15 protein-coding genes are annotated in these 19,108 nt (G+C 72.1%); 9 read left to right on the plus strand and 6 right to left on the minus strand.

The genetic code is table 11. The features are described 5' to 3' along the window. Window positions 1-97: 97 nt before the first annotated feature. From ACFW9O_RS35575 to ACFW9O_RS35590, 4 genes are all read right to left on the minus strand, one after another. Window positions 98-472, minus strand: coding sequence for an RNA polymerase-binding protein RbpA (locus ACFW9O_RS35575; RefSeq protein WP_329213065.1), 375 nt, complete (start codon window positions 470-472; stop codon window positions 98-100). A 264-nt stretch (window positions 473-736) separates the two neighbouring features. After that, window positions 737-2,101 (minus strand): MFS transporter, encoded by a 1,365-nt coding sequence (locus ACFW9O_RS35580; protein WP_384615212.1) that lies wholly within the window; start codon window positions 2,099-2,101, stop codon window positions 737-739. Between the two features lie 46 nt (window positions 2,102-2,147). Beyond that, a complete protein-coding gene (locus ACFW9O_RS35585) occupies window positions 2,148-2,921 on the minus strand; it encodes a glycerophosphodiester phosphodiesterase family protein (protein WP_384615214.1) in 774 nt (257 codons plus the stop codon). Then, window positions 2,918-3,586 (minus strand): YitT family protein, encoded by a 669-nt coding sequence (locus ACFW9O_RS35590; protein WP_384615216.1) that lies wholly within the window; start codon window positions 3,584-3,586, stop codon window positions 2,918-2,920. Before ACFW9O_RS35590 ends, ACFW9O_RS35585 begins: the two co-directional genes overlap by 4 nt. Before the next feature lie 101 nt (window positions 3,587-3,687). Between ACFW9O_RS35590 and ACFW9O_RS35595 the strand changes: the two genes are divergently transcribed. Next, entirely contained in the window at window positions 3,688-5,187 is a 1,500-nt protein-coding gene (locus tag ACFW9O_RS35595) for a PLP-dependent aminotransferase family protein (RefSeq protein WP_351173412.1), read from the plus strand. An 11-nt stretch (window positions 5,188-5,198) separates the two neighbouring features. Here the strand turns inward: ACFW9O_RS35595 and ACFW9O_RS35600 are convergent, their stop codons facing one another. Together ACFW9O_RS35600 and ACFW9O_RS35605 are read right to left on the minus strand one after the other, a co-directional pair. Next, window positions 5,199-6,809 (minus strand): hypothetical protein, encoded by a 1,611-nt coding sequence (locus ACFW9O_RS35600; RefSeq protein WP_384615219.1) that lies wholly within the window; start codon window positions 6,807-6,809, stop codon window positions 5,199-5,201. Between the two features lie 37 nt (window positions 6,810-6,846). Then, window positions 6,847-7,041 (minus strand): hypothetical protein, encoded by a 195-nt coding sequence (locus ACFW9O_RS35605; protein ID WP_014044751.1) that lies wholly within the window; start codon window positions 7,039-7,041, stop codon window positions 6,847-6,849. 315 nt (window positions 7,042-7,356) lie between these two features. Here ACFW9O_RS35605 and ACFW9O_RS35610 point away from each other — a divergent pair, with 315 nt between their 5' ends. The 8 genes from ACFW9O_RS35610 (at window position 7,357) to ACFW9O_RS35645 (ending at window position 19,016) form a co-directional block, all read left to right on the plus strand. Further along, window positions 7,357-7,749, plus strand: a complete 393-nt coding sequence (locus ACFW9O_RS35610; RefSeq protein WP_351173418.1) for an ankyrin repeat domain-containing protein — start codon at window positions 7,357-7,359, stop codon at window positions 7,747-7,749. A 238-nt stretch (window positions 7,750-7,987) separates the two neighbouring features. Beyond that, window positions 7,988-9,406, plus strand: a complete 1,419-nt coding sequence (locus ACFW9O_RS35615; RefSeq protein ID WP_384615222.1) for a HEAT repeat domain-containing protein — start codon at window positions 7,988-7,990, stop codon at window positions 9,404-9,406. A 135-nt stretch (window positions 9,407-9,541) separates the two neighbouring features. After that, window positions 9,542-10,687: a glycosyltransferase family 4 protein gene (locus ACFW9O_RS35620; protein WP_384615224.1), complete on the plus strand. Its 1,146-nt coding sequence runs from the start codon at window positions 9,542-9,544 to the stop codon at window positions 10,685-10,687. Further along, complete coding sequence (locus ACFW9O_RS35625) at window positions 10,684-11,859, plus strand: glycosyltransferase (RefSeq protein WP_384615226.1); 1,176 nt, start codon at window positions 10,684-10,686, stop codon at window positions 11,857-11,859. The genes ACFW9O_RS35620 and ACFW9O_RS35625 overlap by 4 nt, the downstream gene beginning before the upstream one ends. Continuing rightward, complete coding sequence (locus ACFW9O_RS35630) at window positions 11,856-12,800, plus strand: SGNH/GDSL hydrolase family protein (protein ID WP_384615228.1); 945 nt, start codon at window positions 11,856-11,858, stop codon at window positions 12,798-12,800. The genes ACFW9O_RS35625 and ACFW9O_RS35630 overlap by 4 nt, the downstream gene beginning before the upstream one ends. Next, window positions 12,797-16,405, plus strand: a complete 3,609-nt coding sequence (locus ACFW9O_RS35635) for a hydantoinase B/oxoprolinase family protein (protein ID WP_384615230.1) — start codon at window positions 12,797-12,799, stop codon at window positions 16,403-16,405. Before ACFW9O_RS35630 ends, ACFW9O_RS35635 begins: the two co-directional genes overlap by 4 nt. Before the next feature lie 57 nt (window positions 16,406-16,462). Then, window positions 16,463-17,989, plus strand: coding sequence for a hypothetical protein (locus ACFW9O_RS35640; protein ID WP_384615232.1), 1,527 nt, complete (start codon window positions 16,463-16,465; stop codon window positions 17,987-17,989). A 115-nt stretch (window positions 17,990-18,104) separates the two neighbouring features. Next, entirely contained in the window at window positions 18,105-19,016 is a 912-nt protein-coding gene (locus ACFW9O_RS35645) for a hypothetical protein (protein ID WP_384615234.1), read from the plus strand. The last annotated feature ends 92 nt before the right edge of the window (window positions 19,017-19,108 follow it).

Raw genomic sequence — 19,108 nt, forward strand, 5'->3', positions numbered from 1 at the left:
AAACCCCGCCGGGCCCCCCCAACAAACGGCGCGGCGGCCCCCCACACGCTTTCTCCCCCCCCGCCCGCGGCTCTTGGATCTGTGCGGTGATGTGCGGTCAGGCAGACTTCCTGCTGTCCCGCGGGTGCACGGCAATGTTCATGGCGCCGGAGCGGAGAACCGCCAGCCTCTCGGCCAGCACTTCCTCCAGCTCCTCGCGGGTGCGCCGCTCCATGAGCATGTCCCAGTGCGTACGCGCAGGCTTGCCCTTCTTCTCCTCGGGGCCATCCCCGTCCACCAGGAGTGCCGTGGCGCCGCACGCCTTGCACTCCCACTCCGGCGGAATGTCCGCCTCTACCGAGAACGGCATCTCAAATCGATGTCCGTTCGGGCATGCGTACTCCACCGCCTGGCGCGGGGCCAGATCGATGCCGCGGTCCGTCTCGTAGCTGGTAACCACGAGTCGCGTGCCGCGGAGAGCTCGCTCACTCATGAATCGTGCCTCCCGGGCTTGTCGCCCACAGGACAAATGTCGCTGTCGTCGTCATCCGGTCAACGTCCGGTCGGCGGTAAAGATTCCCGTTTCCGGTCATGCGTCGCCCGTCGTGCCGCTGCTGTATCTGGGTTGAGTACCCATCGGTGCCCGGTTTGTCACCTCTGGTGGAAGTTGTCACCCAACGGTTTGGCTTCTACCGCTCGCAGTAACGGTCCTCCGGGCAGGCCAAAGGCGTACACTACCGGCCTTTCACTTCAACGTCTAAATCCGGTCCGGCACGGGATTGCCCGCGGCGGCCACAGCCGCCCTCACTGGCACCCGCGCGAGCAGCACGGAACCGAGCGCGAAGAAGATCACCAGGGACAGGAGCGCGTCCCGGTAGCTGCCGGTCAGCTGATAGCCGAGACCGAAGACCAGGGGGCCCAGCCAGCTGAGTCCCCGGTCGCTCATCTCGTACGCGGAGAAGTACTCGGCCTCCTTCCCGCGCGGCACGAGGTGCGAGAACAGCGAGCGCGAGAGCGCCTGGCTGCCGCCCAGGACCAGGCCGATCGCGGCCGCCAGTGAGTAGAAGAACACCGGCGCGTCGGCAGGCAGCAGGTAGGCGCAGGCGAGAATCAGCGTCCAGACGACCAGCGAAGCGAGAATCGTGCGCTTCGCGCCGTACACCCGGGCGAGCCGGCCCATCCCGAGCGCCCCGGCCACCGCGAGCACCTGCACGAGGAGCACCGCGGTGATCAGAGTCGTCTGGTCGAGGCCCAGCTCCTCCGAGCCGTACACCGAGGCCTGGGAGATCACCGTCTGGATGCCGTCGTTGTATACGAGGTAGGCGAGCAGGAAGGACAGCGTCAGCGGATGGCGGCGCATGTCGCGCAAGGTCGCCATCAGCTGCCGCCAGCCGGATCCGACCGCCCCCTCGCCGCCGGGAGCCACCCGTCGGTCGCGCAGCCTTCGCAGGGGTACGAGGGTGAAGGCGCCCCACCACACACCGGCCGAGGCGAGACAGATCCGGACCGCGTCGGACTCGGACAGGCCGAAGGAGTCATGGCCCGTGTAGAGGACGAGGTTCAGGACGAGGACGAGGGCGCCCGAGGTGTACCCGAAGGCCCAGCCGCGGGAGGAGACCGCGTCGCGTTCCTCCGGAGCCGCGATCTGCGGCAGATAGGCGTTGTACAGGACCATCGACACCGAGATCGACGCGTTCGCCACGATGAGCAGGAACGCACCCAGGAGGTAGCGCTCGCCGTCCAGGAAGAACATGCAGGCGGTCGCCGTGGCGCCCACGTACGCCGCCGCCGCGAGCAGCGGCTTCTTGCGCCCCGTACGGTCCGCGGCGGCGCCCGCGATCGGCATCACCAGCACCGCGACCACGACCGACACCGAGACGGCGTACGCGAAGAGCGAACCGGCCCGCACGGGTATGCCCAGCGGATGCACGAAGCCGTCCGCGTCGGCGGCGGCCTTGGCTATCGACGTCAGGTACGGGCCGAGGAAGACCGTGAGGACGCTGGTGGAGTAGACGGAACAGGCGAAGTCGTAGAAGTACCAGCCTCGTTGTTCCCGAAGGCGGTCCGCGGCCCCGGGGGGCCGTTCCGCCGGTCCGGTCGATTCTGCGGTTCCGGTGCTCACGCCGCGCCCCCTCGCTGATGCAGTGCGGACGCGGCCGTGCCCGGCGTCAGGCCCAGGCCCCCCGCTCGCTCAGCACCGTGCGCAGCGTCTCGATGTGATCGGTCATGATGCCATCCACACCGAGGTCCAGGAGTGCCGCCATCCGTTCCGGTTCGTTGACCGTCCAGACGTGCACCTGCAGTCCGCGTGCGTGGGCGGTACGGACGAAGCTCCGGTCCACCACCCGGATGCCGTTCTGGCTCTCCGGGACCTGTGCGCACACGGCCCCGGCGCGGAGCGCCGCCGGAATGCCGTACGAACGCAGCCGCAGGCCGAGCACGCCGCGCACACCGTAGGAGGTGGCCAGGCGCGGACCCGCGAGACGGTGCGCCCTTGCCACCCTCGACTCCGAGAACGACCCCACGCACACCCGGTCCCAGGCGTCGGTCCTGCGGATCAGCTCGATGAGCGGGACGAGGGCGGGTTCCGCCTTGATGTCCACGTTCCAGCGGGCCTCGGGGAACTCCTCCAGCAGTTCCTCGAAGAGCGGCAGCGGCTCACTTCCCGCCACCCTCGCCCGGCTCACCTCGCTCCAGGGGAGCTCGGCTATCCGGCCCCGGGCGCCCGTGACGCGGTCCAGGGTGGAGTCGTGGAAGGCCACCAGGCGGCCGTCCGCGGTGGTGTGAACATCCGTCTCGAAGTAGCGATAGCCCGCACCGGCCGCCCGACGGAAGGCTGCTGCCGTGTTCTCCATCCCGTCCGCCGCTCCGCCGCGGTGGGCGAACGGAATCGGCGAAGGGTGGTCCAGGTAGGGGTGGCGTCCCGAAGTCGCTGTTGTCACTGCGGCAGTATCGCCTCCCGCGGTGTCCGGCCGGCAACATCCGGGGTGCCCTCGTCCGGCGCCGGGACGTCGAAGACGCGCAGGAAGAACTGGGCCAGCGGGCCGATGGCCAGGGCGTACAGCACGGTGCCTGCGCCGAGGGAGCCCCCGAGCAGGAATCCGGTCACCACGACGGCCACCTCGATCGCCGTGCGCACCAGCCTGATGGAGCGCCCCGTGAGCCGGTTCAGGCCGGTCATCAGCCCGTCGCGCGGCCCCGGGCCGAACCGCGCCGAGATGTACAGCCCGGTGGCGACGCCGTTGAGGACGATGCCCGCGGCCATCAGCGGGATCTGCGCCCCGAGCCCGTGCGCGTCCGGCAGGAGGGCGAGGGTGGAGTCCATCGCGATGCCCACGGCGAAGACGTTGGAGACGGTGCCGAGTCCGGGGCGCTGTCTGATCGGGATCCACAGGAGCAGCACGACGGCGCCGACGATGATCGAGACGACGCCGATGGAGATGCCCGTCCGCTCGGCGAGGCCCTGATGCAGCACGCCCCACGGTTCGAGCCCGAGCCCGGCGCGGACCAGGAGCGCCGAACTCGCTCCGTAGAGGGCCAGGCCCGCATAGAGGTGGATCAGCCGCCGGGTGACGCGGGTCCCGCTCCGGGCGGTGGGTTCGGACAAGTGGTGCTCCCTGTGTGGTGGTGTTGGACTGCTGCATGACACTCTGTGGCGGGGGATTGGCTGCCAACTATGGCCAATCCGAGGAAGGTGGACTGATTTCCATGGCTCAGTGGACTTCGACGGTGGGTGCCGCGCAGCTCGCACGGCAGCTCCGGGCGCAACAGCCCCGGCCCGCCGGGCAGGGCACCCGCAAGCCGCCCGCGTACCGCGCCCTCGCCGACGGTGTGCGTCTGCTCGTCCTCGAAGGCAGGGTCCCGGTCGCCGCCCGCCTGCCCGCCGAGCGGGAGCTGGCCCTCGCCCTCTCGCTCAGCCGGACCACCGTCGCCGCAGCGTACGAGGCGCTGCGTGCCGAGGGGTTCCTGGAGTCCCGCCGCGGGGCCGGCAGCTGGACAGCGGTCCCGGCGGGCAACCCGCTGCCCGCCCGCGGACTCGAACCCCTGCCCCCGGAATCACTCGGCTCGATGATCGATCTGGGCTGCGCCTCGCTGCCGGCACCGGAGCCCTGGCTGACCCGGGCCGTCCAGGGCGCCCTGGAGGAGCTTCCCCCCTACGCGCACACCCACGGCGACTACCCGGCCGGCCTGCCCGCACTGCGGCAGATGATCGCCGACCGCTACACAGGATCCGGCATCCCCACCATGCCGGAACAGATCATGGTCACCACCGGGGCGATGGGCGCGATCGACGCGATCTGCCACCTCTTCGCCGGGCGCGGCGAGCGCATCGCGGTGGAGTCCCCGAGTTACGCCAACATCCTGCAGCTCATGCGGGAGGCCGGCGCCCGGCTGGTTCCGGTGGCCATGGAGGAAGGGCTCGGCGGCTGGGACATGAACCGCTGGCGCCAGGTCCTGCGGGACTCCGCGCCCCGGCTCGCCTATGTCGTCGCGGACTTCCACAACCCCACCGGGGCGCTCGCCGACGAGCAGCAACGGCGAGCCCTGGTCGACGCGGCCCGCTCCGCGGGCACGGTGCTCGTGGTCGACGAGACCATGATCGAGCTCGATCTGGACGCCGATGCGGAGATGCCCCGCCGGGTCTGCGCCTTCGACCCGGCGGGCAGCACCGTCCTCACCGTCGGATCGGCGAGCAAGGCCTTCTGGGCCGGAATGCGGATCGGCTGGGTCCGGGCGGCCCCGGACGTCATCCGCAGCCTGGTGGCGGCCCGTGCGTACGCGGACATGGGCACTCCGGTACTGGAACAGCTCGCCATCAACTGGCTGATGCGCACCGGAGGCTGGGAGCAGGCGGTGGAGGTCCGGCGCGACCAGGCGCGGGTCAACAGGGACGACCTGGTGCGGGCACTGCGCCGGGAACTCCCGGAGTGGCAGTTCGAGGTGCCGCGCGGCGGGCTCACCCTCTGGGTGCGCGCGGGCGGGCTCTCCGGATCACGGCTGGCCGTGGCAGGCGAGCGGGTCGGCGTACGGGTGCCGTCGGGGCCCCGGTTCGGGGTCGACGGGGCATTCGAGGGCTATGTCCGGCTGCCGTTCACGGTGGGCGGTCCGGTGGCGGACGAGGCCGCGGCGAGACTCGCCGCGGCGGCGGAGCTCGTCAGGTCCGGCGCGAGCGCGGGAGCCGAGACCCCGCGGACGTTCGTGGCCTGAGGCCGTCGGCTTCACCCCTCGGCAGTGGCCGGCGCCGCGATGAGCGGATCCGGGTGTGCCGGTACGGGGACGGACTCGGCGGCTTCCGCGGCCTGCGGGGCCTGTTCCACCGGAGGCTGCCCACCCGGCAGCAGGTCGAGCACGGCCTGCCGGTGCGCCTCGCTCGTCGCGCCGTCGTACGGGTCGGGTGTCGCCGGGACCTGGAGCCGCAGGACCGGACCGGTGCCCAGTCGCGCGTACCCCCGGCCAGGCGGTACGTCCGCGGTCGGCGTGGTGTGGGGCTGGGAACCGAGTACGGACTCGACCTGCTCGTGCGTGGCGGGGCCGAGGACGGCGCGGGCCCGGGTGTGGGTCAGTACGGTCTCGGTGAGCGTGTCCACGCTGTCGAACTGGTCCGCCACGACCACCGTCACACCGGCCGCACGGCCGTGGCGCAGCGGTACCTGGAGCAGTTCCTGCGGATCGGTCCTGCCGTCGGCCGCCGCCAGGTGCCCGAGCGCGCTCGGGCGGTCCAGCAGGATCCAGAGAGGGCGTTTGATGTCCTCGGGTTCGGGGTGGCCCGCCTGGCGTGCCCGGTTCGCCGCGATGAGCCGGCGCTCCGTTTCGTGCGCGGCCCACTCGAGTGTCGCCAGGGACCCGGCCAGACCGCACTCGACGGCGAGGACTCCGGGGCGTCCTGCCAGGCAGCCGTACTCGCCGGTTCCGCTGCCTTCGACGACGAGGACGTCGCCGTGCTGGAGAGCCTGCAGCGCGATGGACCGCAGGAGCGTCGTCGTGCCGCTTCCGGGATGCCCGACGACGAGCAGATGCGGTTCCGTGGAACGGGCTCCGGTCCGCCAGACCACCGGAGGCGCGTCCCGGGTCGCGTCACCGTCCACGACCGGAACGGTGCGCCGCACCGCGTCGGCGTCGGTGAAACCCAGCACGGTCTCACCGGGGCCGGTGACGAAGCGCTGGGCGGCGATGGTGGTGGGCAGCGCCTCGAGCACGGTCATGAGGAGGTGGTTGTTCTCCTCGTCCCAGGCGAAGTGGTACTCGCGGCCCCGGCCCGACTTGGCGTGGAGGACCTGCTCGATGCGGGTCCGGGAAGCCGCCTCGCCGTCCGTGAAGTACGCCGGGTAGCTCACCTGGAGACGGGTGAGGCGGCCGTTGCCGTCGAACGCGAACGAGGAGTCGAAGGCCTTCTCCCAGTCGCCGCCGTGGGAGTACAGCGGACTGGGGTCGTCGGCCACGGAGAAGTGGGGCACCAGCGCCTCGTAGAGCGCTTGCAGCCGTGCCGCCTCCGTGTCGTCGGGACCGGTCTTCACCGGGGTGCGGTCCCGTCCCTTCCACGCGGCGGCGCCCATCACCGAGATCAGGGCCAGCAGGGGCCCGTACGGGATGAGCGCCACCACCAGTACGCAGGCCGCGGCGAGGAACAGGACTTGCCCGCGCCTGTCCTTGGGCGTCGCGGCCCATTTCTGCCGTCCTGCTCCGGCCAGCAGCCGCAGACCACGGGTGACCGTGATCAGCGGATGGAGGACGTCGGTGGCGTTGTCGGCGGCCGTGCGCGCGAACTCGCGACTGCGAGTGATCGAAGCGCTGCCGCTGCTCAGAATGCGGGGGAGTGGTCGCCGGGCCACGTCGGTCTCCTGAAGAGGTGGGAGCGGGAGGGGAGCGTCAGAACTTGATCCCGCCCAGCATGCTGGCGAGGCTCGCGCCGCCTGCGGTGATGCTGGGAGCGATGGCGGTGCCGGCCAGGTAGAAGCCGAACAGGGCGCAGATGAGGGCGTGGGACGCCTTGAGCCCGTCCTTCTTGAAGAACAGGAAGACGATGATGCCGAGCAGTACCACGCCCGAGATGGAGAGGATCATGAGCAGTTCTCCTGGTTGAAGGGGACAGTCACCATGAGTACTTCCAGGATCACAAGATGTATCTATACGATAAAGGGTGCAATTGGGTGAAAAACTTATGTTTTCACTCGATCGGCGGGCGAAAAGTGGTTGTCCGAGCGGAACGGTCCGGAGGCCGCGCCGAAAAGGCCGCCACCCGTTGTGATCTTTTGCCGCATCCGGGCACGCTCATGTCGGCACCGGAGCAGTACCCTGTCGATTCACTCGTACGGCCCCCGCCGTACTCCCCACCAGGTCGGCAACGGCGACCAGCGGCTATGGAAGGCGGTCCGTCCGATGAGCGAAACCCCCGATCCCGAGGTGGTCGAGCTGGCCACCAAGGTCTTCGACCTCGCTCGCAAGGGGGAGGCCGACTCGCTCGCCGCCTACGTCGACGCCGGTGTCCCCGCGAACCTCACCAACGACCGGGGCGACTCCCTGTTGATGCTCGCCGCCTACCACGGGCACGCGGAGGCCGTCACGGCCCTCGCCGGCCGTGGTGCGGACCCTGACCGCGCCAACGACCGGGGGCAGACCCCGCTCGCCGGAGCCGTCTTCAAGGGGGAGCGCACCGTGATCGACGCGCTGCTCGCCGCGGGAGCCGATCCGGCCGCCGGAACACCCTCCGCGGTGGACACCGCACGCATGTTCGGCAAGGGCGACCTGCTGGAACTCTTCGGTGCGCGCTGAGACACCGCCCGGACCGCCGGCTGACCGGTGCGCCGTAAATGTGGTCGCGTCGGCGAAATGGCTGGGTCATCATGACGTCGCGGGTCCGCTCAGGACCACCGACGAGAGGCAGAGGAAGATGAGCACCAGGCAGAAGACGGCGGTCGGCCGATCATGTTGCTGCGCGGCCTAGTGCCTCCCAGGCACTTGGAACAGCACAGTCCCGGTTGCGTCGACAGCTTGATGTGAGGCTTTCCCCATGTTCGATCCATTCATAGCGCCGAGCGGCACCCTGCTCGGCCTGTTGCAGAGGGGCCGCGGCGACGGCACGCTCCACGCACTCGCCGCACCGCGCCCCGAGGCTCTCGCGGCCCTCAACCACTGCGTCCTGAGCGATCCGCGTCACGACTGGCAGGTCGAGAACCGCTCCCTCTACTACGCACGCCTTTACCTCGATCTCGACGGCGGCATCGAGGAGATCGAGCGGCATCTGTGGGACCCCGAGGACCAGCTCGACACCGAGGACTCACGCACGGGCCTGGCGCTCTCCGTACTCGGCCACCTCGCCTCCTACGGACGCGACGACGCCCTCGTGCTGCTCCGGCGCTACGCGGCCACCGGGGCCAACTGGGCCTGGGCGCTCGACGAGCTGGCCCTGCGCGACGACGACGCCGGACTGCGCTCACTCGCCGTACCCGTACTCGGCCGGTTCCCCGCCACCCCGGAAGGCACCGCCGAGCTGGCCGCCGCCGTACGGGACGCATTCGAGCCGCGGCCCTGGCGGCTGTGGGCGGACGACCCGCGCGAAGCGGTCGGAGCCCGCGTCCGGGCGGCGACCGAACAGGGCTCATTCGACCGGTGGCAGCGGCAGATGCGGCCCGGCGGTCCCCGCCCCGGCTGGAGCGTCCAGGCCGTCTTCGACTGGGCGCAGGAAGGCCTGGAGCGCGGCAGCGTGCTCCACGTGCCGGCCGCCCGCTGCCTCTCCGCCGTCGCGGGCGCCGAGGACAGGCCGCTGATCGTCGAGGCCGCCCGCGGCGGCTCCGACGGCGCACGCTGTGCGGCCCTCCACTACCTCGCCGAGGTCCAGGACCCGGCCGTGCTCGACCTGATCGAGCAGGCCGCCCTCAGCCCCTCGTCCGTCGTCGCCGAAGCCGCCGTGGCCGCGTTCGAGCGCATGTGCGGCGACGCAGCGGTGGACCGCGCCCGGCGCTGGGCGCACCGGCCCGACGCCCTCGGAGCGTCGGCCGCGGGAGTGCTCTCCTGCCGCGGCGGCGCGGAGGACGCCCCGCTCGTCCTCGCCGCACTGCGCGAGGCCGTACGGGGGGACGGCCCCGACGCCCAGCGGCTGTGGACCCTCGTCGACGGCACGGGCCGCCTCGGCATCGCCTGCGCCGCCCCGGTACTGCGCCACGTCTACCGGGAGACGTCCTCCTCGCACCTGAGAGGACGGGCGGCCCGCGCCCTGGCCGCCACCGACCCCTCCTTCGCCACCGGCTTCGCGGTCGAATGCCTCTGGGACTGCGAGGAGACGACCCGGGAACTCGCCGCGCTCCACGCGGAGACCGGAGACATCAGGGTCGCCGAACGTCTGCGGCGGCTGGCCGCCGACCCGGCCGAGGAAGCCGAGGTACAGACGGCTGTACGCAGCCGGATCGGACCGGACGCTCCCGCCGTCTGACCCGGGGCGCGGGCTGCCGCGCCGAACCCGGGATGCCGCGTGTCGGGGGCACGCGGCGCAAAAGCTCATAGGACGTTCCCCGGGCGGAAAGATCCAAGTCGGCGGAGCCACGCACGGCGCGGCGACAACACGGGTATGCGTGTCGTCATCGTCACCGAGTCCTTCCCGCCCGACGTCAACGGTGTGGCCCACTGCACCCTGCAGACCGCACGGCATCTCGTCGCCCGCGGCCACGAACCGCTCGTCATCGCCCCGGCAGCCGCCGGGACAACGTCCTCCGCCGCCTCCGCCGACCCCACGTACACCGACGCGCCCTGCCCGGTGGTGCGTGTCCCCTCCCTGCCCCTGCCCGGCTACCCGCAGGTCCGGGTGGCGCTCCCCAGCCGACGGCTCGCCGCCGCGCTCACGGGGCACCGCGCCGAACTCGTCCATCTCGCGGGACCCTTCGTCCTCGGCGTCCGGGGGATGGCCGTCGCCACCCGGCTGGGGCTGCCGGCCGTCGCCGTCTACCAGACCGACCTGGCCGGCTACGCCCGCACCTATCTGGGCACCGGTGAGAACGCCGCCTGGCGCAGGATGCGCGCCGTGCACAGCGCGGCCGACCTCACCCTCGCCCCCTCCGCCGCCGCACTGCGCGATCTCACCGACCACGGAGTGCCCCGGGTGAGGCTCTGGCCGCGGGGCGTCGACACCGTACGGTTCCGCCCCGGCCTGCGGGACGAGGCGCTGCGCCGCACGCTCGCTCCCGGCGGGGAGAAGATCGTCGGCTACGTCGGCCGGCTGGCCCCGGAGAAACACGTCGAACTCCTCGCCGGAGCCTGCACACTTCCCGGCGTCAGGGTCGTGGTCGTCGGCGACGGACCGAGCGAGGCCTCGCTGCGCACCGCACTGCCCGGAGCCGTCTTCCTGGGAAGGCGGACCGGAGAGGAGCTCGCGCGGATCTTCGCCTCCCTGGACGTGTTCGCGCACACAGGTCCGTACGAGACCTTCTGCCAGACCGTGCAGGAGGCCATGGCCTCCGGCGTCCCCGTGGTCGCCCCGGCGGCGGGCGGACCGCTCGACCTCGTCGACCACGGGCGCACCGGGGTGCTCGTCCCCCCGCACGACCCCGGGGCCGTACGAGCAGCGGTCGGCGCCCTCGTCGCGGACCCCGCGCGCGCCATGGCCTACGGCAGGACCGCGCGGGCCGCGGTCGAGGGCCGCACCTGGGCAGCGGTCGGCGACCAGCTGCTCGGCCACTACGACGAGGTCCTCCGCGGCCGGACGGCGGTGGCCGCGTGAACGGCCGGACCCCAAGAGCCCCGTACCGGCTCAGGATCGTGCGCCTGGCGAACTTCGTCACCCCCGCATCCGGCGGCCTGCGCACCGCGCTGGACGAGCTCGGCCGCGGCTACCGCGCGGCCGGGCACGAGCCCGTACTGGTCGTCCCGGGGGCCACGGCGAGCGACGTGCACACCCCCCAGGGCCGCGTGATCACCCTGCCCGGGCCTGTCCTGCCGGGAAGCGGCGGCTACCGCGTGCTGACGAACCGCGGGAGACTGCGCGGCCTCCTGGAGGGTCTGCGCCCCGACCGGCTCGAGGTGTCCGACCGGACCACTCTGCGATGGACGGGGGAGTGGGCACGCCGCGCCCGCGTGCCCGCGGTCATGGTGTCCCACGAGACGGCCGACGGAGTCCTGCGCACCTGGGGCGTCCCCCCGGCGGCGGCGGGTCGCGCCGCGGACCGTCTCAACGCACGGAGTGCCCACGCCTACGCCCGGATCGTGTGCACCACGGAATGGGCGGAGCGCGAGTTCGTACGGATCGGTGTGCGCAACGTCGTGCGTGCCCCGCTCGGTGTGGACCTGCGCGGGTGCCGTCCGGATCTCCGCAGCGGGACGCTGCGCGCCCGTCACGCCGGCGGCGACGCGGTGCTCCTGCTGCTCTGCTCACGGCTCTCGGTGGAGAAACGGCCCGGCCGAGCCCTGGACGCACTGGCGGTGCTGCGGGGCCGAGGGGTGCGCGCCGCGCTGGTCGTGGCAGGTGACGGGCCGCTGCGGGCGGGGCTGGAGAACAGGGCCCGTGCGGAGCGCCTGCCGGTCGAGTTCCTGGGCCACGTACGGGAGCGCACCCACCTGGCGGGCCTTCAGGCGACGGTGGACGTCTGTCTGGCCCCGGGCCCCGCCGAGACGTTCGGCCTGTCGGCCCTGGAGGCACTCGCCTGCGGTACCCCGGTCGTCGCGAGCGGCACCTCGGCACTGCCGGAGGTGGTCGGAGACGGAGGCCTGGCAGCCGCGGACACGGGTGAGGCGTTCGCCGCCGCGGTACGGGAACTCCTGGCCCGCCCCGAGAGGGAACGCAGGGCGGCGGCGCGGGCGCGGGCCGAACTCTTCGGCTGGGACCGCTCGGTGGCCGCGTTCCTGGCCGCGCACGATGCCCCCGATCGGCACGGAGCACTCGGGGCGAGGCCATGAGCGGGCCGGCCGGCCTCCACACGACGGCCGGTCCCGCGACTCCCGGAGCGGGCGCCACCGCCCGTGGAACTTTGCGGTTCGCCGCACTGGGTGACTCACTGACCGAAGGAATCGGTGACCCGGTTCCGGGCGGCTGGCGGGGCTGGGCCGCCCTGCTCGCCGAGGGACTCGGCGGCGCGGAGCGGGACGTGGAATTCCGCAACTTCGCCGTCGCCGGATCGCTGTCCGCCGATGTCCGCGACCACCAGGCAGCGGCGGCCGCGGCGTTCCGGCCCGACATCGCCTCGGTCGTCGTCGGCGTCAACGACACCCTGCGCCGTTCCTTCGACATCCGGCTGCTCGCAGGGCGGCTCGACGAGATCTGCGCACAGCTCGCCGAGGGCGGAGCCGTGATCCTGACGGCGTGTCTGCCCGACCCCGGCACGGCCCTGGGGCTCCCGGCCCCGCTGCGCCGCCCCCTGGCCCGCAGGCAGAGGGCGGTGAACGCCGTGGTGCACGCCCTGTCCGCCCGCTACGACGCCGTGCACCTCCACGCCGCGGACCGGACCTGGGTCCAGGACCGCTCCCTGTGGAGCGTGGACCGGCTCCATCCGGCCGAGCGGGGACACCGGAAACTCGCAGCCGGCTTCCACCGGCTGCTCGCCGACCGCGGCCTCGCCCTGGGCGCTCCGCCCGGTCCCGAACCGCAGCAGCCGCCTCCCACGCGCGCGGCCGCGGCCCGCTGGCTGGTCACGGAGGGCACCGGCTGGCTGGCCCGCAGAAGCACGGACCTGCTGCCCCAGCTGCTGGGGCTCGCGGCGGCCGAGATCCGTCACCGGGTGGGCGGAACGAGCGGCCGGCTGGACGCCAGGGCCGAGCAGACGCTGCTGGAGGCACTCGCCGACATCACGCCCGCGCCGTCCCTGCGTGCGGTCGTCCCCCGCGCCAGAATGGAGGGATGACCGGGCGCTGGGAGTTCTGGATCGACCGTGGAGGCACCTTCACCGACGTGGTGGGACGTGACCCCGACGGGCGGCTCGTCTCCCGCAAACTCCTCTCGCACGATCCGGACCGCTACCGCGACGCGGCCGTAGCCGGAATCAGGCAACTGCTCGGTCTCGGCCCCCACGACCCGGTTCCCGCCGACCGGGTCGCGGGCGTCAAGATGGGCACCACCGTCGCCACGAACGCGCTCCTGGAGCGCCGGGGCGAGCCGACCGTCCTGGTCATCACGGAAGGCTTCCGCGACGCCCTGCGGATCGCGTACCAGAACCGGCCGCGCCTCTTCGACCGGCACATCGTGCTCCCCGAGGCCGTGTACGACCGGGTGATCGAGGTCCCCGAGCGGATCGACGCCGGGGGCAGGATCGTGAGACCCCTCGACCGCACCGCGGTGGCCGAGCGGCTGAAGGCGGCCAGGGACGACGGGATCCGGAGCGCGGCGGTCGTACTCATGCACGGCTACCGCCACCCCGACCACGAGACCGCCGTCGCGGCGGCAGCCCGGGAGGCGGGCTTCACCCAGATCAGCTGCTCGCACGAGGTCAGTCCGCTGATCAAGCTGGTGCCCCGGGGCGACACCACCGTCGTCGACGCCTACCTGTCGCCGATCCTGCGCCGGTACGTCGACGAGGTGGCCGGTGAACTGAGGGGCATCCGCCTCATGTTCATGCAGTCCAACGGCGGACTGCGTGAGGCCGCGCACTTCCGGGGCAAGGACGCGGTGCTCTCCGGCCCGGCCGGCGGCGTCGTCGGCATGGTCCGCACGTCCGAACAGGCGGGATACGACCGGGTCATCGGGTTCGACATGGGGGGCACCTCCACCGACGTCTCGCACTACGCGGGCGAGTTCGAGCGGGAGTTCGGCACCCAAGTGGCAGGGGTGCGGATGCGCGCACCCATGATGAGCATCAACACCGTCGCCGCGGGCGGCGGCTCGGTGCTGCACTTCGACGGGCGGCGCTACCGGGTCGGCCCCGACTCCGCGGGCGCCGACCCCGGCCCCGCCTGCTACCGCAGGGGCGGGCCGCTCACCGTCACCGACGCCAACGTGATGCTCGGCCGGGTCCAGGCCGCGTACTTCCCCGCCGTCTTCGGACCGGCCGGCGACCAGCCGCTCGACGAGACCGTCGTGCGCGAGCGCTTCGACGCGCTCGCCGAGAGGGCCGCATCCGCCACGGGGAGGCCCCGGACCGCGGCGGAGGCCGCCTCGGGCTTCCTGGAGATCGCCGTACTGAACATGGCGAACGCCGTCAAGAAGATCTCCGTCCAGCGAGGCCACGACATCACCCGGTACGCGCTCACGACGTTCGGCGGCGCCGGCGGCCAGCACGCCTGCGCCGTCGCCGACGCCCTGGGCATCGACACCGTCCTCGTACCGCCGCTCGCCGGGGTCCTCTCCGCGTACGGCATCGGTCTGGCCGACGCCACCGCGATGCGCGAACAGTCGGTCGAGGCCGAACTGGACGAAGAGACCCGGGCCGGGGTGGACGGCACCTGCGACGAGCTGGCCGAGCGCACCCGCGCCGAGCTCCGGGCGGAATCCATCCCCGACCGGGCCATCGGTACCCGGGCGCGGGTCCTCCTGCGCTACTCCGGTACGGACGCGAGCCTGCCCGTCGCCCTCGGCACGGTGGCCGCCATGACGGAGGAGTTCACAGCCGCCCACCGGGCCCGCTACGGATTCACCATGGACAAGCCCCTGGTGGTCGAGGCCGTCTCGGTGGAGGCGACCGCGGCAGCCGGACCGCACGTCCCCCACCGCGTCTCCTCCGCCGCGCGCGAGCAGGCGCTGCAACCGCTCGAGAACGTGCGGATGTTCACCGACGGCCGATGGCACGACACCGCTCTGTACCGCCGGGCCGACCTGCGCCTGTCGGACACCGTGACCGGCCCGGCCATCGTCGCCGAGGACGACTCCACCACCGTCGTCGACCCGGGCTGGCAGGCCACGGCGCACGCGGCCGGGCACCTCGTACTGACCCGGGTACGCCCCAGGCCCGAGAGGACCGCCGTCGGCACCCGGGTCGACCCCGTGATGCTGGAGGTGTTCAACAACCTGTTCATGTCGATCGCCGAACAGATGGGCGTGAGGCTGGAGAACACCGCCCACTCCGTCAACATCAAGGAGCGTCTGGACTTCTCGTGCGCGCTGTTCGACGAAAACGGCAACCTCGTGGCCAACGCACCGCACATCCCCGTGCACCTGGGCTCGATGGGGGAGTCCATCAAGGAGGTGCTGCGACGCAACCGGAACTCCTTGCGCCCCGGCGACGTGTACGCCATCAACGATCCGTACCACGGCGGCACGCACCTGCCCGACGTCACCGTCGTGACGCCCGTGTTCGACGACGAGGACGCCCCGGAGCCCCGGCTGCGCTTCCTGGTGGCCTCGCGCGGACACCACGCCGAGATCGGCGGCATCACCCCCGGGTCCATGCCCGCCTTCAGCCGCACGATCCACGAAGAGGGCGTCCTGTTCGACAACTGGCTGCTCGTGCGCGACGGAAGGCTCCGGGAGGAGGAGACCCGGGAGCTGCTCACGACCGCCGCGCACCCCTCACGGGACCCGGACACCAATCTCGCCGACCTGCGCGCCCAGATCGCCGCCAACGAGAAGGGCATCGCGGAGCTGCGCCGCATGACCCACCAGTTCGGGCACGACGTCGTCTCGGCGTACATGGGTCACGTCCAGGACAACGCGGAGGAGTCCGTGCGCCGGATCGTCGCCCGGCTGCACGACGGCTCCTGCCGCTACGAGACCGACAACGGCGCCGTCATCCAGGTGGCCGTCACGGTGGACCGCGAGGCACGCACCGCCGTCCTCGACTTCGCCGGCACCTCCCCTCAGCAGCCCGGCAACTTCAACGCCCCGAAATCCGTGGTCATGGCCGCCGTCCTGTACGTCTTCAGGACACTGATCGATGACGACATCCCCCTCAACAGCGGCTGCCTCGAACCCCTGGAGGTACGCGTCCCGGAGGGATCCATGCTGGCGCCGGTCCACCCGGCGGCGACCGTCGCGGGCAACGTGGAGACCTCCCAGGCGGTGACCGGTGCCCTCTACGCGGCACTGGGCGTCCAGGCCGAGGGCTCGGGGACCATGAACAACCTCACCTTCGGCAACGACCGCGTCCAGTACTACGAGACGGTCGCCAGCGGGTCGGGCGCCGGTGACGGCTTCGACGGCACCGACGCCGTACAGACCCACATGACCAACTCCCGGCTCACCGACCCCGAGATCCTCGAGTGGCGCTATCCCGTGCTGCTGGAGAGCTTCGGCGTACGGGAGGGCAGCGGCGGCGAGGGCCGGTGGCACGGGGGCTGCGGGGTGGAACGCAGAATCCGCTTCCTCGAGCCCGTGACCGTGGCACTGCTGTCCGGACACCGCCGCGTGGCACCGTACGGAATGTCGGGAGGCGGGCCCGGGGCACTGGGCACCCAGCACGTCGAACGGTCCGACGGCAGGACCGTCACACCGCTGGACGGCTGCGACACCGCCGAGCTGGACACCGGGGACGTGCTGGTCCTGCGCACACCGGGCGGAGGCGGCTACGGGCCCGGGTGACCGGTCGCTTCTGCGCCGTTTCGACCGTTGTCGGTGTGAGGACCTAATCTGTTCAGCGTGACTTCGCCTGCCTACACCGACACCGCTGCGTCCCAGCTCAGCGCCGGACTGCGGCCCGCCGCGGGCCCCGCCGCCGACGAGGGGCTCTCACGTCGGCTGCGCGCGCTGGCCTGCACCGCTCCGCTGCACGACCTCGATGTGCGCAAGGCGAATCTCGCCGGCGAGTACACGGTCTACGCGATGGCCGAGGTCGCCCTCGCCGCGATCGACCTGGTCACCCTGAACATGGACTTCGACACGGGCGCCGACCACGACCAGATAGTGGCCAGACTCCTCCCGCGGGTCGGTGCCCAGGCACCGGGCCGCCCCGTCGCCGAGCACGAGCGGGTCGCCCGCTGGGTGCTGGAGAACCTGATCAACGTCGGCAGCGTCGACCGTGGCTTCCGCGCGGTGTACGGCACCTTCGGCCCCGACGGCGTGTACGTCCGCAGGGACTACGACTTCAAGCTCATCGAAGAGGTCCCCGGGCACGGCGGCAGCCTCTACCTCCGCGCCACCGACGAAGCGGTCAACGTCCTGGTCGGTGCCCTCGACACGGACGTCACCAGCGCCCAGATCGCCGCCGAGGTCAAGCTGGAGGTCCTCATCAGCCGGGGCCGCCTGGCCGACGCGCAGCTCGCCGCCGAGCAGGCCCGCTACCGCACCGTGCAGTACGCGCAGACCCTCCGCAGGACCCTCGAGGCGACCCGGCGCAACGTCCGCGCCGTCGACTGGCTCAACGCCGTTCCGGACATGATCACCGAAGCGCTGGACCACGTGGCCGACCGCTACCGCCACGAGAACGCGATTCTCATCAACATCCGCAAGGCCAGGGACGAGGCGGAGGACCCCGAACACAAGCGGCGCGCCGCTGAACTCGTCGACATCGTGAAGGACTGCATCCGCCGCCACACCCAGCTGCAGTCCAGGCTCCTGGAGGCCGGACCGCTCTTCCGCGCCGAGCAGGACCGCCAGGCCTTCGCCGCCCCCACGGCCCGGGTGGGACTCGACCTGTACGGACAGCTCGTCGTCCCCCTGCTGCCCCTCCCCGTCGAGCAGGCCACCAGGGCAACCGACGCGTTCTTCACCCACGGGACCGGACTGCGCACCCCCACCTCGGTCCGCATCGGCGATCTCGTCGACATGCTCTTCACACCGCCGGTGGAGCGTGAGCACCTGGGCGTGGAGATGCCCGAACCCGACCTCATCGCCACCCCTGACGACAGCCGGTTCAGCGAGGAGCAGCTCGCGAGCGCCATGGAGCTGCTCGACCTCGAGCACGACGCCCCCCGCCGGCTCTCCGGGCTCCTCGCCGAGGCCCGCCTCCGTGATCCGGACCTGCCCTACCTGGTCGCCCTGCTGTCGGTCCATGCGGCGAGCCCGCCGGTCGGCACCGCCTACCGCCAGGGCGAGCGGCGACTGCTGTTCGCCGTCGACGACGGCACCCAGCTCGACGACCCGGAATTCGGCGGCGCGGACCTGATAGTGGGCATGGCGCTCCTGGACGCCGCCGGCATGGCCGCGGACCGGAAGGAAGCCTCATGAGGGCCCCCGGGGCGAGGACGCCACGAACGAAGGCCCCCGGACCGGACCGGCGGGCGAGGACCCGCACCACCCTGCCGGACCGTGAGCGCAGTACCCGCACCGAGGAGCCACAGCAGTGAGCGAGCAGCACGCCGAGTACACCGAAGGGTGGGGCGACCCGTCCGCCACACACACGGCCGACACCGCACCGCCCGCCGCTCCCGCCGCCGTCACCCCGGCAGACGCGGCCGACGCCGCGCGGCTCGTCTCCTTCGGACTGCAGCCCAAGCTGATGCCCGCCCGTGACGCCGAGTACACGGAACTGCTGCGCCGCTACCGGGAAGAGCCGGCCTTCGCCCGGCTCGCCGACGCAGTCGCCACCGGGCTCGGACTCGTCGTCCTGGAGGTCTCCACCCGGGCGGGCATGGCCGTGACCGCCGACGAGGACTCGGTGTTCGCCGTGCGCATGGGGGACTACGCCCGGCGAGCGTCCTCCGATGCCGCCGACCGCTTCCTCCACGGCCTCGCCCACCTCGCCGTCGCCGCCATGGCCTTTCCCCGGCCCGAGGACCTCGCGGACGACGCCTACATCGGCCGCATCACGGTCAACGGGGTCGACGCCTTCGTCCGCCAGGCCTGCCACCGCCTGGAGGAGCTGGCCGAGGAACGGGGCGACAACACCGACCCGGCCTCCGACGCCCCGGGGCTGGAATCCGGCTGGCGGGTCTACGCCCGCCGAAGCGCCACCGGTGCGACGAAGGACGCACGGCGACTCGCCGGATCCACCACGGGCATCATCGCCAAGGCCGTCGCCTTCCTCACCGACTCGGGCTTCCTCCAGCGCACCGGGGACGACGCGGGCGGCACGTACCGCACCACCGCCCGTTACCAGCTGCAGGTACGCGACATGGCGGGCAACGCGGCCATGACCGAGCTGCTGGAGCTCGGCGTCGTCCCGGTCACGGACGGCTCGGCGACCCTCCTGCCCCCGCCCGACGCCGACAATCCGGAACTGGTCGCCGACGCGGGTCTGCCCTTCCACTCCTGACCCGGCCCCCTCCACGCCCCACCCGCCGTGCCCGGCACCTGTCGGGCCCAGCCTCTTCCGTTGCCCCTCCCGCTGCCTGAACGACGAGAGTC

Origin of the sequence: Streptomyces sp. NPDC059499 (assembly GCF_042749285.1) — a bacterium.
Lineage (GTDB): Bacteria > Actinomycetota > Actinomycetes > Streptomycetales > Streptomycetaceae > Streptomyces.

Coding starts and splice junctions, on each gene's coding strand:
- ACFW9O_RS35605 (WP_014044751.1), bottom strand. CDS start 7,041: ATGATCCTCTCCATCTCGGGCGTGGTACTGCTCGGCATCATCGTCTTC.
- ACFW9O_RS35610 (WP_351173418.1), top strand. CDS start 7,357: ATGAGCGAAACCCCCGATCCCGAGGTGGTCGAGCTGGCCACCAAGGTC.
- ACFW9O_RS35630 (WP_384615228.1), top strand. CDS start 11,856: ATGAGCGGGCCGGCCGGCCTCCACACGACGGCCGGTCCCGCGACTCCC.
- ACFW9O_RS35620 (WP_384615224.1), top strand. CDS start 9,542: ATGCGTGTCGTCATCGTCACCGAGTCCTTCCCGCCCGACGTCAACGGT.
- ACFW9O_RS35575 (WP_329213065.1), bottom strand. CDS start 472: ATGAGTGAGCGAGCTCTCCGCGGCACGCGACTCGTGGTTACCAGCTAC.
- ACFW9O_RS35635 (WP_384615230.1), top strand. CDS start 12,797: ATGACCGGGCGCTGGGAGTTCTGGATCGACCGTGGAGGCACCTTCACC.
- ACFW9O_RS35595 (WP_351173412.1), top strand. CDS start 3,688: ATGGCTCAGTGGACTTCGACGGTGGGTGCCGCGCAGCTCGCACGGCAG.
- ACFW9O_RS35615 (WP_384615222.1), top strand. CDS start 7,988: ATGTTCGATCCATTCATAGCGCCGAGCGGCACCCTGCTCGGCCTGTTG.